Below are 14,597 nucleotides of genomic sequence, written 5' to 3'. Positions count from 1 at the left end.
CATTATTTAGCACTGCCCGGCAGGTGACATGGCAGCAGCAGATTAGTCGTCCCGGTATTCGGCAGCACCGCCGGCAAATCCAGTACGCACTGCAATTTGTCATCCCAGTGAACCGTCATGATCTCACCGGCGTTGATACCGCTGAGGTAAACGCTGCCGTCGTCGCTGACAATTCCAACGTTCTGTTTCTTGCTATTTAGCACCGTAGCACCGAACGCCGGTGTGCTGCCGTCCGCCAGGCGAAGTACTGCCATGGCTTTCTCGCCAGAAACCACGTCAAAGCGTCGGTAGCCGATAGCGCCCTCGGTCAGGGTTGCCTGCACCACCGATTTGCTCGCTTCTGCGTTATCCGGCATGGCATTGAGATCAATGCTCATCTTGTTGCGGTTGTAGCTGCTGACATCCGACACCACCAGCTTGCCCCAGTGGTTACTCAGCGCAGTTGCACCGTAACCACGAACCGGAATTCCGGCCACGCCGTCGGTATCTATCAACACCCGAGTCCCCCCCATTATGCCGGTACGGTGCAGTGCAGCCCCGTTGGCGGTAGCGGTCGCCCCCCCCTGGAAGGTAACCCCAAGTGACGAGTAGCTGCCCGCCTGGTAACTGGCGTTGGCGCTCACCTGGGCCAAATCGCCTTGGTGGTTGAAGTAACCACTGCTGGTGGCGCCGGTGTTAGAGCCGCCCGCACTGATCTGGTAGCTGTCGCGTTCATTCAGGCGATCGTAATAACTGGCTTGCTGTGAATTACCATTGCGATCGACGCTGCCGTTATAACTGAGGGTGCCGCTGTTGCCCCAAGGAACTGACAGCGACAGATACATGCCGTCGTCGTTAACGCCGTTATAAGCATTGCGATATCCGGTCAAAGACAGGTTCAGGTTTTTGACACGACCCATATCGAAATATCGCGACAAGCTCAGGCTGTAACGGTCGTTATCCGACTGATTCCAATAAGTCTGGTGGCTATAGTTCAGGTAGGTGCTAAAACCCAGATCTTGGAATTGCTTATTAAAGGAGACGGTATACATCTCCTTGCTACTTTGTGAGCGGGTACCGTAAGTGCGATAGTCCAGGTATTCGCTCATACTCATATAGTTCTGTTCCGAAAACCGATAGCCAGCAAAGGTCACCTGACTGTTGTACTCATCAAACCGTTTCGAATAACTCAGGCGATAAGAGCGCCCACTCAGCATCTCATTGCTCTGCGGCAAGCTGGCCCGTGACTGAGTGACATCAAATGAGAGCGCACCAAACATCAGTAAATCCCGACCGATACCCGCTGCCAGCGCGTTGTACTCACCACCGGCTACGCCACCGCCATACAGAGACCAGCCGTTATTGATACCCCAGGAAAATTCGCCGGTGGCAAATACCGGGCCATTGGTATTGTGCTGCCAATCGGTTGGTCGCCCCATGGCCACTTTGTAACGCACCTGTCCAGGACGTGTCAGATAGGGAATGCTGGCGGTATCCATCTTGAATTGCTGTACCGTGCCGTCTTGTTCTTCCACACGCACATCCAGTTGACCGGATACGGCATCGTTCAGATCCTGAATTCGAAACGGGCCTGCGGCGACCTGGGTTTCATACAGTACTCGGCCTTGCTGGCTCACCACGACTTTGGCATTAGTGCGAGCAACACCGGTCACTTCGGGTGCGTAACCACGCAGGTTTGGCGGCAACATGTTGTCATCGGTCGTCAGACTGGCGCCAGCAAATCGGAAGCTGTCGAAAATATCGGAGCTAAGGTAGTTTTCTCCCAGCATCAGCCTGGCACCCAGGCGGGAAATGGCTCGGTAAGCGTAGTAGCGACTCCAATCCCAACTTTTGTCGCTAGGCGTACCGGAACCCGTTTGGTGCTGATAGCGACTCTGCCAGTCGGCACGCAAACGCCATGGCCCCAGATTGGCCCCGACTACGCCGTTACCGCTTAGGTTATAACCTTGTGTACCGGCTTTTTCCTGCCGCTGAGTTTGGGCGTTAACGTTGTAGTCAAACAGCAGTCCAGGAATGCCCTCATCCCAGCGTGACGGTGGATCCCAGTTCGCTGCGGTATATTCCAGATACGCCTGCGGGATGCTCACATATAACGCACCGGCGGCAATATCGCCCTTGGTCGTCATGCCTTTCAGGCTACTCACCGTCAGACATTCTCCCTGATGCCACCAGGTCAGCCCGTTTTTAGCACTCGGTTGCAGGCCTAATTGTTCAACCAATTGTGGACTCAGGCACGCTTCGCTGCCCTTGGGATCGTTGTCTGGGGGATAAAACGGAATATCTTGCTCTGGCAGTTCCTGCTTATTGAGATGTACCGCCATGCTGTAATTTCCTGGCATAATAAATCCGCCACGGGAAAACTGCCCAAGATCAATATTAGCGCGGTCTTTCACATCCAATACATCAGTGTTGAATTGAATGTCATCGGCCCAAGCGATATTCGTTACGCCGCTGAGCAAAGAAGTGATTAACATTCCCAATAAACGTGGGCGAGAGGGGAACGCCACAAAATGAGATAAGGTCATAATCCATAGGCCTTTTAATTATCCGTTAAGTGTTATCATCATTATTCTTAATAAAACCCTGCCCTCCCGACTGAACAGGATTGAATGATCGCCACCCCTCTTCATATAAATATCGCCAAGATGTGATCAGTAATAATCCATTTTAAAACGCACGGTGGATAAGTAATCTCCAGGTTTTAATATCTTTTTATTACTTACCAGCCGCAGAGTGTAATTCAGATACCTATCACCGGGGGTTATTCCGATTGCAGGCATAGGAACGCCGGGAATGGCAATATGGCCCCGCTCATCAGCAATTTGTAACGCAACGCCCTTGGCTTCCCCTTCCAGATTAAAACCACCGGTGTCCGCGACACCATCAAAGGTGATTTGGAAGTTCTGCCAATTAGGCTGTTTGGGATCTAAACGCACTAACGTGCAATTCACCAACTTAACCACAAATAAACGCATGCTCCCCACGCCATCACGGCTAATTTGGCTAACAGGCATAGTTGCCATAGTGATAGTTTGATCGCGGCTGGATGTATCGATAGCACAAGCGGTTTCAAGAATAGCGCCCTGCATCGTGACGCGCCCCCATCCCTGCGGAGTAGCAAGACAGACATTACAAGCTGTCAGCCCTGCCACCAGCAATGTCAAAGCGGCTCTTGCTTGTCGTGACATAGGTTCGTTCCAGAAGCAGAGTTTGAGCAAAAAGCATGCGGACAATCCCGCATGCTTACTCTGAAACGACCGACTTATAGGTAAGCCAAGGTGAAATCAGCAATCCCCGTAAAGTCACCCGGTACCACATCAATAGCTGCACCAGCTGCGGTTTTACCATCCCCTTTCAGATAAGCAGAGAAGCTCAGGGTATTTTTCCCATCCTGAATGCCCTGAGCATCCGTTGCTTTACCCAGCTCAATCGCTGCGCCCTTACCATCGGTGATAACGATGCTGGCGCCTTTAGCCGTGCCGGTAATGCCCAAACCGTTCACACCCTTGGCGCCAGTAAAGGTGGTAGTCACTGTCTTGGCGGTACTCAGAGTGCAATTTTCCAGACGGATCTCAAAATTCTTGGGTGAAGAAGAGCCGCCGTCTTTCAGCGCCACGTTGGAAATCTGGCCCAGTTGCACGGTTTGGTCGATGCTGTCCGGGTCGATAGAGCATGGAGCATCAATGATGGAGCCTTTGAAGGTCACTTTGCCGTGACCGGCATCCACAGCGTTAGCGGCAAAAGAAGAAACACCCATTGCCATAACGACGGCCAGCATAATTTTGTTCAATTTCATTTTTAATCCTTAAAAATAATGCGTTAACGATTTCCAATAATGACCGACATCCTGAGAGCGGGAAGACATAGCCTCAGTTGGCCATTAGTATTTTCAGCACCGAGCTGGACATCATCGTTCTTGCGAAATAGACATCCCTCTGCCAAAAGGCGTACGCGCTCATTCCGTTGAATAGGCGATAAATTTAATTTTTACTGGCGTAATCACATCACTAACAGGCAGTTTACATCGCCTGACCTAGTCCATAATCATATGAAAAACATACGGATAATTAATCTAAAACTCAGAGTTTATTTTAGCCTTCGCACTGTTGATACGGAGAAGTATGACAAAACATGTTCATAGTTAAAAATAAAATTTCCAACATGATTTAATTACGCCAGATTTATCCACTCTTGTATTACAAAGAAAGGTTTCACGATCTTTATGCCTAAAAAACCCAGCTTTTCACAAAAAAAAACCAAATGTCAAAGCATGGCGTTATTTTATATCTTAAAATAATATTTTTTCGATATAATGCTGCAATTGTCGTAACACATAGGTCCCACACCAAACCGGGAAAGGCAGTACAAATTCCGTTGTGTAAAGCACATCACACACCTATTTTTTTGTGAGGAATAATAGGGAGCAGCCAGTTATTCTTTGCTGAAGAGAGGGAAACCAAAGCATGAAATCCAGTGAAACAGAAAAGAAGAAAATAATAAAAAAACAGCTCATTAACTCTTTATCTGAGCTCTGCGCAGTCAAGTGCATCTCACCGGAAACACCGCCGGAGAAATGGCTGAGCACTCGAGAAGTGGCCGATCAATGTCAATTGGGTATTTATCAGGCCCGCTATTTCTTATTACAACTGGCAGAAGAGAATTTAGTGGTAACGACGTCAGGATCTGTGAATAACGCATTAAGATGGCGAATAACGGATCATTCATGTTACCTGGCCAGCGAGTAGCCAATAATAAACCGGCCCCTATTGAAAAGAAGAGACGCTAACCGACACCCAGGTTAGCGCCTATTGGCCTCAGTGGGTTGTTTCCTCCTGCTTGACCGTGGTAAACGTCTGCATCAGTTTGACCACATCCTGCATACCTATATTCACCCGATTAATCACTTCACCGGCATCGTGCGTCAAGGTTACGCCACCGCCAGCCTGTTCCACACAGACCGCCATGCCGGCTATGGCCGCCGCCACTCCCTGCTGAATAGATTTGGTGATACGTTCAATTTCAGTCGCCGCCTGGCGAGACTGTTCCGCCAGAGTACGTACTTCATTAGCGACAACGGCAAATCCGCGCCCATGCTCACCCGCATGCGCTGCCTCAATCGAGGCATTAATCGCCAACAGGTTGGTTTGAGAGGCGATTTTACGGATTGCCTCCACCATAGTGCCTATCTGCTGTGAACCAATGCCCAGCTCACTGACCACCGCGGAAGTATCGCGCGCGGCCGCTTCAACCTGTTGCATGCCTGCGACCGCCTGCTGGACGATCACGGCCCCTTGTGCAGCGGTCCGGTCAGTATCCAGTGATAAATGGTGGGCATTACGCACCATTTCCTCTTCGTGCTGCTGTTGGATCATCTGCCGGGTGATATCTTGAGCAATTTTCACCACTTTGACCACTTGCCCATCATCATCAAGAATCGGGTTGTAGCTGGCCTCCAGCCATACCCGCTCTCCGCGTCGGTTCACCCGTTCAAAACGCCCGGTGATAAACTCACCGCGTGCGAGACGCCGCCAATGCTGGCGGTAATCGTCAGAATGGGCAAACTCAGGTGGGCAGAGCACCGCATGCGCTTGTCCCCGCGCCTCCTCAATTCGGTAGCCCATCAATTTCAGCATATTGTCGTTGGCGGCAAGGATCTTGCCCTGCGCGTCAAAGGTGATCATTGCCATCGAACGGTTTAGCGCCGACAGCAGGCTCTGATGCTCCTGCGCCTGGGTGATGCGCTCCGTCACAACGCTGGCGATCTTGACGATCTCCACCACCCGCCCCTGTTTATTCATCACCGGGGTATAGGTGCCCTGCAGCCACACGGCCTCTCCGTCTTTGCGAATGCGTTTTATATTATCGGTAATGGGCTTGCCGTTATTTAACATATCCCAGTGTTTGCGATATGCCGGGCTGACGACATATTCCGGGGAACAAAAGAGGCGGTGATGCTGGCCGATAACTTCCTGTCGTTGAAATCCCATCGTTTTTAGAAATAAATCGTTAGCGCGCAGCACGGTGCCATCGGGTTTAAATACGATCATGGCAACGGCATTTTCTATCGCGCTCAACTCGGCACGGCTGTGGGTGTTTAACTGACTGAATCGTAACAGCATAGGGTTAAAATCCTTCTGGCAGATGATTTAGCAGACAAGTGCTTTTCATTTTATTTTTTCTGCACGCCGCGCCCACATGCAGACGTGCATCACCCTGAGAAACAGGCAGGCCTAATTCTCCTGGCAGATAAAACTCACCGGATTAAAATATCAATTAAGTAAGGTAACTATTGTGTTTTGAATAAATAACTTATTTAAGATTTTTAGTATTGGACGACGTATTGAGAATAACGCAACATGCGGAAATTGAAAGGGAAACGCGAAGATTTATAGGTGCCGGTCAAATAACCGGCACCCAGGGGGAGTTAACGCCAGCGTTCTGCCGCCCAGGCAGCCTGCTGTTCCGCGTCGTGGAAGGTCCAGGCTACAAAACGGCTGATCTTTTGCCCCTGCGCCATCTCAATGGTGCGCACTTCGGCGGCACCAGCCAGCTTCAACGCGTGGTAAATCGATGGCAAAGTGGTGTTTTTGGAGATAAGCGAGGTGAACCACAGGCAGTTTTGCGCCTTACTCACGCTTTCCTCTACCATTTTACGCACGAAGGCTTCTTCGCCGCCTTCGCACCACAGCTCGTTATTTTTGCCGCCAAAGTTCTGTACCGGCTTATCCGCCACCTCACCCTTGCCCAGCTTATGCAGTTTGCGGCGGGTACTCGCCTGTGCTTCCTGCTCTGAACCGTGGAACGGTGGGTTACACAACGTGGCGTCGAACTTCTCCGCCACGCCAATGATGCCGTTAAAGATAAACTCAGGCTGTTTTTGCAAACGTAAACGTACGCTGTTTCTCAGTGTCGGGTTCATCTCGACAATCATTTTGGCCGAATTGAGCGACACCGGGTCGATCTCTGAACCGGTAAAGCGCCAGCCGTATTCACGCAGGCCGACGATCGGGTAAATGCAGTTGGCGCCAATGCCTACGTCGAGGATCGCCACGCCTTTACCACGCGGTATCTCACCGCCGTTGCTGGTCGCCAACAAGTCGGCCAGGTGGTGCAAATAGTCGGCGCGTCCTGGGATCGGCGGACACAGATAATCGGCGGGAATATCCCAATGTTCGATACCATAAAAATGTTGCAGCAACGCACGGTTGAGCATTTTAACCGCCGCCGGATCGGCAAAATCTACCGAAATATCGCCCCAGGCATTCGGCTTGACGAACGGCTCCAGCGCAGGGCAGCTGGCGATCAGCGCCGGGAAATCATAGCGCGAGCGATGACGGTTACGCGGGTGCAGGCCGCTTTTCTGCTGCGGGAAGGTTTTCTTTTTTTCCACCGTGACGGGCTCTCTTAAAGGTATTTCTGGCGCGTAAGATACCATAAAGCAGCGGCAAACTTGCAGCCGACGGGAAACCCGTCAGAATAAAAGTTCTGTTTAGCCACCCCAGGTCACTTATGAGCAGTCAGTCCCGATATTACTACGAACCCGCGACAGGCCATGGTCTGCCGCACGATCCCCTGAACGCCATCATCGGCCCACGCCCCATCGGGTGGATCTCATCGGTCAGCGCGAGCGGCCAGCGCAATCTGGCCCCCTACAGCTTTTTCAACTGCTTCAACTACCGCCCGCCGATCATCGGTTTCGCCAGCAGCGGTTGGAAAGACAGCGTGGCAAACATCGTCGAAACCGGGGAGTTTGTCTGGAATCTGGCGACGCGCCCGCTGGCCGATGCCATGAACAACAGCTCGGCCAGCCTGGCCCGCGGTGAAGATGAATTTGCCTTTGCCGGCGTGACACCGCTGCCCAGCCGTCGGGTGAAAGCGGAAAGGGTGTCTGAAAGCCCGGTGAACTTTGAATGCCGCCTGTCACAGTGCATTCAGTTGCAAAGCGCCGCCGGGGAAAAGGTAGATACCTGGCTGGTACTGGGAGAAGTGGTCGCGGTACATATCGATTCGTCACTGCTGGACCAACACGGCGTTTATCAGACCGCTGCTGCCGAACCTATCCTGCGCGCCGGCGGGCCGACGGCCTACTATGGCATCTCGGAGCAACACCGTTTCGATCTGGTTCGCCCGGATGCGCAAAAACGATAATAAACGGCCCTTTCCTCCTCTGGAGGGAGGGCTTAATTAATAATCAAATAAACTGAACGATATTATCAATACTCTCCGATTTCATCCTTCCTGTCGCTGCGCAATAATCACTCCATCGAAAGGCAAGCGCCTTTCTCCCTTAAAAACCAGACAGGAATGACCATCATGAAAAACATCAAAACTTTTGCTGCTGCTATCGCTCTGAGCGCCGTCTCTTTCACTTCTTTTGCTGCCGACTACGTCAGCGCACAAGATGCCACACAGTTTGAGAAGGCCGGTGTGATCTCTGCCAGTGGCGCGACCGACCTGAGCAGCCTGAAAGCGCAACTGTCCGCCAAAGCCGATGCGGCCGGTGCCAAAGCTTTCACCATTACCTCCGCTGGCGGCAACAACCTGATGCACGGCACCGCGGTAATCTACAAGTAATTAACGGATTACAATGAAAAAGCCCGCCGATACGCGCTATCGGCGGGCTTTTTTATGGCTATTTAATTCAGGCGGGCATTAATCGCCGCGGCGAAATCACGGCACATCTTTTCATCGCCTTCGGCGTTATCGGCCAGCACGCGATCGCCATCCACCACGCGGATATGTGCCGCCAAATCGAAGTCTGCCGCCGGCTGTGGCCGGGCAACCGCAGCCGCTATGGTTTGCTGCGCAGCCTGCCAGGCCTGCGCCACCGTCTGGTTGCAGGCCTGCGCCAGATAGTCCGGGTTGAAACCTTCACCGGTCAAACTCCGCAGCGTGTCGTCGTGGCTGACACCGTTACCCGGCAGCCAGTAATGACGCGCCAGATCCGGACCAATTGCCGGGTTATCGGTAAGGTAACCGTCGCGCTGCAAGAAGAAGTGTCGCGTCTGCTCAACTGCCATCAGCGCCAGCAGATAGCCCTGATACGAGCAGGCCGATTCCAGCGACAGCAAATGCGGGATCGCCAGCGTCGGCCGCGGGCTGCCGCTGATGCCCAATATTTTTTGTTCAACTTCACGTGCCAGTGCGGTTATCGCTTCCGGCGTGCGCTGTTCGTCATCCCACTGATACAACGCCCACTCAAAGTAAGGCACCAGTAAAATATGACGTTCGTTGAACGCACGCATCGGCTGACGCGCAGCGATGCTGGCCTCAATCAACGTATCCGGCACTGCCTCACCCGCCGCGTTTTTCGCATAGCGTTTCAACCAATCGGCGTCGTCCAGCAGGCTGTCACAGAACATCGACTGGGTTTCGGCGTAGGCCATCGAGGTCGGGGGGAATTCCTGCGAAAAACAGGGCGCATTCTGGCAGATATTGGCAAAGTGCGCGGCGTGACCGCCTTCGTGGAACAAGGTATTTAAACCATGAGCCCCGCTGCCGACCTGATCCGGCTGCGCCAGGCTGGTAAAGTTAATGCGTGCCGGTAGCCATTTGCCCTGCTGGATAAACGGCGGCACTGGCCCATGCATAAACCCGTTTTCGTACTTGCCCTCGCGCACCAGCAGATCGAGATCCATCTGCGCACCGCGAAACCCGATATGCAGCCGTTTAAAGCTGTTGATCCAACGCTCCAGCGACTGGGCAAACGGGAAGTATGGATCCAGTTGGCGGGTCACATCACCGGCGCTGGCAAAACGTACGTTCCAGGGTTCCAGTGCCTGTTCACCCTTCTCCGCCGCCAACTGCTGCAGGCTACGTGAGTTGGCTTCGCGAGTTTGCTGCTCGAAGCGATCAAGGATGGCGAACAGCTGTTCCGGCGTCATACGCTCGGTTTTGTTCACCTTGTAGTCAAAATAGTTACGAAAGCCCATCTGGCGAGCAAAACGGTTTCGCAGGCTAATCAGCTCCGGCAGGCCGTTATGCAACAGCCACTGCTCCAGTTCACGCAGCGCGTTCTGCGAGCTGCGGCGATACTCTTCATTTTCATTGGTCGCCTGATTGGTCAACAGCTCGCCGAGCGAGGCGTTCACCCGCTGCCCGGCGGCATTCAAGTGGCTGACCGGGTTAGCCTTGCGGCGGGTATAAAGATCCGCCTCAGCGCTGATGATTTGATCCAACAGCGTTTGAGCCTCGGCATCTTCAATCGCGTTGCAATCAAAAAAGCGTAGCCAACCGTTCAGCCCGTGCTGCAGCGCATCTCGCTGAGCATCCTGCGGCAGGGCCTCCAGCCCGGCCAACAGTTGACGAATTTCCGCTAACCGACGCGGCTCGGCGATAAAACGTTTATAGGCGCTTTCCGCCGCCGAGAAGCGGGCCGAAACGCCCTCATCGCCAATACCCATATAGTTCTGCCAAAACAAATCTTCTTTGGTGCGGTGCACCTCAAGATAGTCCTGATTCAATTGATTGAAGTAATCGAGAGCCTGTTGCATAACCATCCTTTCAGCCGATTAGCGAAATATTCCAGTATAGACAAGGGTTTTACGCGCTGCGTAAACGTTCAAGTCCCTGTTCCAGGGTGTCGACTTCACCGGCGGCCAACAGGCAGCAGGCGATCTGGCGTTGGATCGCCAGCGGGATCGCCACGTCCCCCGCCAGGCAACGCTCAGTCCAGCGAGCGGTGGTTTCTGCATCCTTGGCTGCCGGCAGCTCCGGCGTGGGCTCCTGCTCCGGACGCTCCAGCAACACTTGCTGCTCGCCGTTAACGATGTAATGGATCTGCGGGCAGCGCTGAGGATTGGCGTACGCCTCCCCTTCGGTGCCGTGCATCAGCAAGCCACGGGCGCCGATTTGACGGAAGAAAGAAGCCACCCGACCGACGTATTCCGGATGCGACACGCTGGCAATGCGCAACACATCCTGTTCACCAAACGGCGTTGCCAGTTTGGCCAGCGTATGGGCGCTGTTACGCACCCCCATGCGCCAGCGCAGGCCAAGTTGCAGATCCAAAGGGGCAGACAGCGCCGAGACCGGGATAAACACCGTTTCGCCGTTATCCAAACGCCGTTGGGCATGGGCAGCGTCTGGCGACCAGGGCAGGCCCAGCGCCTGAAAAGTTTCCGCGCTGGTAACCCGGGTACTGTCGTCCAGCACGCCGTGCACCACTACCGGCAACCCGACGCGCGTCAGCAACAACGCCAACAGCGGTGTCAGATTCGCCTGCTTGCGTGCTCCGTTATAGCTTGGCAGCACCACCGGCATCGGCCGTCCCTGCGGCGCCTGCAGACGCATCACCTGTTGCTGCATCGCCTGATAAAAACCGAGCATTTCCTCTTCGGCTTCGCCTTTAATCCGCAGGGCGATCAGAATACCGCCCAACTCCAGCTCGCCCACCTCACCGGCCAGCATCTTTTGATAGAGCTGGAAAGCGGTTTCCCGATCCAGATCGCGCGCATGGTTTTTGCCACGGCCGATTTCTTTGATAATTTTGGTGTAATCCATCGTTCTGCTGTCCCCTGATCCAATCTGGGATCAGCATACCCTATCCGCGTCGACGCTCAACCTCATCCGCCAGTTGCTGCTGGTCCGAATCGCCTGCTCGCAGCCCGGCGATCACCCCATCAGCGTCTTCGGCACTGCGGTTTTGGCTCATTTTCCATTTGCCCAAACGTTCGGTTACGACTATCTCAATGCCGACAATGCCCTGGATCTGTGCGGCAATATAGTGGGCCGGAGCATCTTCCATTCGCCAGGGTTCAGGCTGATGCCCCTCCTGCAGCGCAGTTAAACCCTCCAGCTGTTGTCGCAGCCAGCGGGCATCGTCCGTGATCCGTGGCGTACCGCACAGCTGTACCACGCTGTAATTCCAGGTGGGTACCACTTTGCCGCTCCGGCGTTTGGTCTCATACCAACCAGGGGAAATATATCCGTCTCTTCCCTGAAAAATCACCAGGCACTCACTGGCGGCCTGTAACAGCCGCCAATGGGAATTGGCACGGGACAAATGCGCCCGCAGCAGGACGTTACCCTGCTCATCGGCATCGATTAAAAAGGGCAGCGGATCCGCCACCAGGCCCTGCTCCCCCTGGCTGATTAACATGCCGAGCGGGTTGGCGCGCACCAGCGCAATTTGAGCGTCCAGTTGGTCTTCACGGAATGAGGCGGGCAGATACATTACCTTGGCTCCTTGGGGATTTACGGTTGGCGGTAAATAGCAATAACACCCGCCATGGGTTTACTGAAGGGCCAGTTTGCGTTGTTTTTGGATGATCCACCTCAGCAAGCCGAAGGCAACGGCCATCGCCAGCAGGTTGTAAACCATCGCGCCGGCAAACGCCTGTCCGTAACGTTCTGCGCCAGCACCGCCCGCCAACAGGGGAACAAAAAACGCGCCGCTGGCGGCAATCCCCAACGCCCCGCCCACCTGCTGCACGGTCGAAATGACCCCCGCGGCCATCCCGGCCTGATGCTCTTTCGCCAGCCCGAGCACCAAATTAAGCAACGGCGTCATGCTCAGCGCCTGGCCGAAGCCCAGGATCACCAGCCCCGGCAATAACCACAACGGCTGTACCAACGCCGCGCCCGACAGCACCTCCACCACCAACAGCGCCATTCCGGCGGCATAGACTGCGACGCCAAGCGCCAGCACGCCGTTCCCCCAGCGTTGCACCAGCCCCGGTGCCAGGAACGAGGCCAGCATAAATGCCGCGCTGGCGGGGGCAAACAGGCTACCGGCCTGAAACGGCGTCAGGCCTATTCCCGCTTGCAGCAGCAGGGCAAAACACAGAAAGAACGAAGAGGCGGTCGAGTAAATCGCCAGCACCACGCCCACCCCAGGGGCAAAACTGCCCTGCCGCAACAGCGCAGGATCCAGGACCGCATCCCCAGAACGCTGCGCCAGACACCGCTCCCAGCGAATAAAAGCCCACAGCATGCCAATTCCGCAAGCCAACGCCGGTAATACCCACCAGGGCCAGCCGCGCGATGGCCCTTCCAACAAGGGCACTAGCAGCAACAGCAAACCGGTCGCCGCCAACAGCAAGCCCATGCCGTCCAGCCGCTGTGCTTGTTCAAGACGTGACTCGGGAATGCGACGCGCCGCCACGATTGCCAATACGCCAATCGGCAGATTGATCAGAAAAATCATACGCCAGCCGCTGCCGAAAACATCGGCTTCAATAATGAACCCGCCGAATATCTGGCCGAAAATCGCCGCCAGCCCCAGCGTCATCCCCAGCCAGGCAAAGGCGCGCCGCCGCTGATGTGGGTTGTACAATACGCGCATCAACGCATATATCTGCGGAAACAGCAGCGCTGCCGCCGCCCCCTGAAGAAAACGCGCAACGATCAGCATACTCAGTGACGTAGCCATACCGCACAGCGCCGACGTCAGCGTAAACCCCAGCATGCCGAGGCTAAACATACGCTGTCGCCCAAAGCGATCGCCCAGACGTCCACCGGCTATCAACAACACGCCGAATGCCAACTCATAACCGGCAATGATCAACCCCACGCCAGCGAAACTGGCCGCGAACTGCTGCTGGATCACTGGCGCCGCGACGTTCACCACAAACAGGTCAAACACCGTCACAAAGCCGCCCAACAGCAACACCGGTAGCCCCACCAGACGACGATCGCCTTGTGCTAATGACTGTTCCATACGTGCCTCCAAAGATTACGATGGCGGCAGTATGGAACATGTCATAAACTGTTACTATATAGCCAGTTATACTATTACTAACAGCAACAGGACGGCCGCTATGCCACCGCGTACCCTCAACCGAACCCGTCAGGATCTGGCGGATTTCCTGCGTCAAAAACGCGAGAAGCTGTCACCGCAGGCCGTCGGCTTACCGAGCGGCACGCGTCGCCGTACGCCGGGGTTGAGGCGCGAAGAAGTCGCCGCGTTGGCAGGCGTAGGATTGACCTGGTACACCTGGCTGGAACAGGGGCGGGAAATCAACGTTTCGGTCGATTTTCTGGAAAATCTGGCGCGGGTATTAAAGCTGGATGCGACCGGGCGCTACCATCTGTTTTTGCTGGCACATCAACGCCCGCCGGTACCGGTCGGTCATCAGTGGTGTCAGGTTTCACCGCTGGTGCGCCGCTTGCTGGACGATCTGCAACTGCGACCGGCTTACGTGATGAATCTGAGCTGGGACATCATCGCCTGGAACCCGGCGGCGGAACGGCTATTCGCGATTGGCGATCGCCCGGCGGATCAGCGCAATATGCTGTGGATGCTGTTTGCCGATCCCCAACTCAATCAACGGCTGGTGGAATGGCAAGCGCAGGCACCGCAAATCCTCGCCAGCTTTCGCCGCGACTATGCGCGTGCGCCACAAGACGCCACCATGCAACAGCGGGTGCAGGCGCTGGAGCAGGTTTCGCCTCAGTTCCGTCAGCTGTGGCAACAGCATGACATTCACGGTCGCTGCCAGGGAGAACGCACGTTCATTGTGCCGGGCGCCGGCCAGGTAACCTTCGAACATGCGTCGTTTATTGTCGATGAAGAAAATCATTTGCGGCTGGTGATGTACAGCGCGCTACCGCAATGCCCGGCCAGCGCGGCTTTTGAAGCATCCTTACAGGCGTAA

Annotated in this window: 13 protein-coding genes; 4 read left to right on the top strand and 9 right to left on the bottom strand. The window is 54.7% G+C overall.

The features are described 5' to 3' along the window. Nucleotides 1–2 precede the first annotated feature (2 nt). The 3 genes from NR114_RS01120 to NR114_RS01110 all read right to left on the bottom strand — a co-directional run bounded on the left by NR114_RS01120 (nt 3) and on the right by NR114_RS01110 (nt 3,796). On the bottom strand, nt 3–2,525 hold the full coding sequence (locus NR114_RS01120; RefSeq protein WP_116690901.1) for an outer membrane usher protein: 2,523 nt from the start codon (nt 2,523–2,525) through the stop codon (nt 3–5). 126 nt (nt 2,526–2,651) lie between these two features. Next, a complete protein-coding gene (locus NR114_RS01115) occupies nt 2,652–3,188 on the bottom strand; it encodes a fimbrial protein (protein WP_256813886.1) in 537 nt (178 codons plus the stop codon). A 74-nt stretch (nt 3,189–3,262) separates the two neighbouring features. Then, nucleotides 3,263–3,796, bottom strand: coding sequence for a fimbrial protein (locus tag NR114_RS01110; RefSeq protein ID WP_116690902.1), 534 nt, complete (start codon nt 3,794–3,796; stop codon nt 3,263–3,265). A 667-nt stretch (nt 3,797–4,463) separates the two neighbouring features. Here NR114_RS01110 and NR114_RS01105 point away from each other — a divergent pair. After that, the gene (locus tag NR114_RS01105; protein WP_256813885.1) at nt 4,464–4,745 is read left to right on the top strand and encodes a FaeA/PapI family transcriptional regulator; all 282 of its coding nucleotides are present in this window, start codon (nt 4,464–4,466) and stop codon (nt 4,743–4,745) included. Nucleotides 4,746–4,814: 69 nt separating this feature from the next. Here NR114_RS01105 and NR114_RS01100 read toward each other — a convergent pair whose 3' ends face one another. Continuing rightward, the gene (locus NR114_RS01100; protein ID WP_020825902.1) at nt 4,815–6,119 is read right to left on the bottom strand and encodes a PAS domain-containing methyl-accepting chemotaxis protein; all 1,305 of its coding nucleotides are present in this window, start codon (nt 6,117–6,119) and stop codon (nt 4,815–4,817) included. 305 nt (nt 6,120–6,424) lie between these two features. Continuing rightward, the gene (gene rlmF / locus NR114_RS01095; protein WP_020825901.1) at nt 6,425–7,390 is read right to left on the bottom strand and encodes a 23S rRNA (adenine(1618)-N(6))-methyltransferase RlmF; all 966 of its coding nucleotides are present in this window, start codon (nt 7,388–7,390) and stop codon (nt 6,425–6,427) included. Nucleotides 7,391–7,509: 119 nt separating this feature from the next. Between rlmF and NR114_RS01090 the strand changes: the two genes are divergently transcribed. Together NR114_RS01090 and NR114_RS01085 are read left to right on the top strand one after the other, a co-directional pair. Continuing rightward, nucleotides 7,510–8,148: a flavin reductase family protein gene (locus NR114_RS01090; RefSeq protein WP_256813884.1), complete on the top strand. Its 639-nt coding sequence runs from the start codon at nt 7,510–7,512 to the stop codon at nt 8,146–8,148. A gap of 165 nt (nt 8,149–8,313) precedes the next feature. Further along, nucleotides 8,314–8,574 (top strand): YdgH/BhsA/McbA-like domain containing protein, encoded by a 261-nt coding sequence (locus NR114_RS01085; RefSeq protein ID WP_020825899.1) that lies wholly within the window; start codon nt 8,314–8,316, stop codon nt 8,572–8,574. A 62-nt stretch (nt 8,575–8,636) separates the two neighbouring features. Here NR114_RS01085 and NR114_RS01080 read toward each other — a convergent pair whose 3' ends face one another. Genes NR114_RS01080 through NR114_RS01065 form a run of 4 tightly spaced genes read right to left on the bottom strand, consistent with a single transcriptional unit; the run spans nt 8,637 to nt 13,660 of the window. Further along, the gene (locus NR114_RS01080; protein ID WP_256813883.1) at nt 8,637–10,493 is read right to left on the bottom strand and encodes a M3 family metallopeptidase; all 1,857 of its coding nucleotides are present in this window, start codon (nt 10,491–10,493) and stop codon (nt 8,637–8,639) included. A 49-nt stretch (nt 10,494–10,542) separates the two neighbouring features. After that, nucleotides 10,543–11,502, bottom strand: a complete 960-nt coding sequence (gene ybiB, locus NR114_RS01075) for a DNA-binding protein YbiB (RefSeq protein ID WP_048761508.1) — start codon at nt 11,500–11,502, stop codon at nt 10,543–10,545. 40 nt (nt 11,503–11,542) lie between these two features. Then, nucleotides 11,543–12,175 (bottom strand): FMN-binding negative transcriptional regulator, encoded by a 633-nt coding sequence (locus NR114_RS01070; protein ID WP_256813882.1) that lies wholly within the window; start codon nt 12,173–12,175, stop codon nt 11,543–11,545. Between the two features lie 60 nt (nt 12,176–12,235). Beyond that, nucleotides 12,236–13,660, bottom strand: coding sequence for an MFS transporter (locus NR114_RS01065; RefSeq protein ID WP_256813881.1), 1,425 nt, complete (start codon nt 13,658–13,660; stop codon nt 12,236–12,238). Between the two features lie 100 nt (nt 13,661–13,760). Here NR114_RS01065 and NR114_RS01060 point away from each other — a divergent pair, with 100 nt between their 5' ends. Beyond that, nucleotides 13,761–14,597, top strand: a complete 837-nt coding sequence (locus NR114_RS01060) for a helix-turn-helix transcriptional regulator (RefSeq protein WP_048761502.1) — start codon at nt 13,761–13,763, stop codon at nt 14,595–14,597.

The organism is Serratia sp. Ser99 (genome assembly GCF_024519545.1).
Classification (GTDB): Bacteria; Pseudomonadota; Gammaproteobacteria; order Enterobacterales; family Enterobacteriaceae; genus Serratia; species Serratia liquefaciens.
The sequence above is the reverse complement of the archived record's forward strand: the minus strand, read 5'-3'. Positions and strand labels throughout refer to the sequence as shown.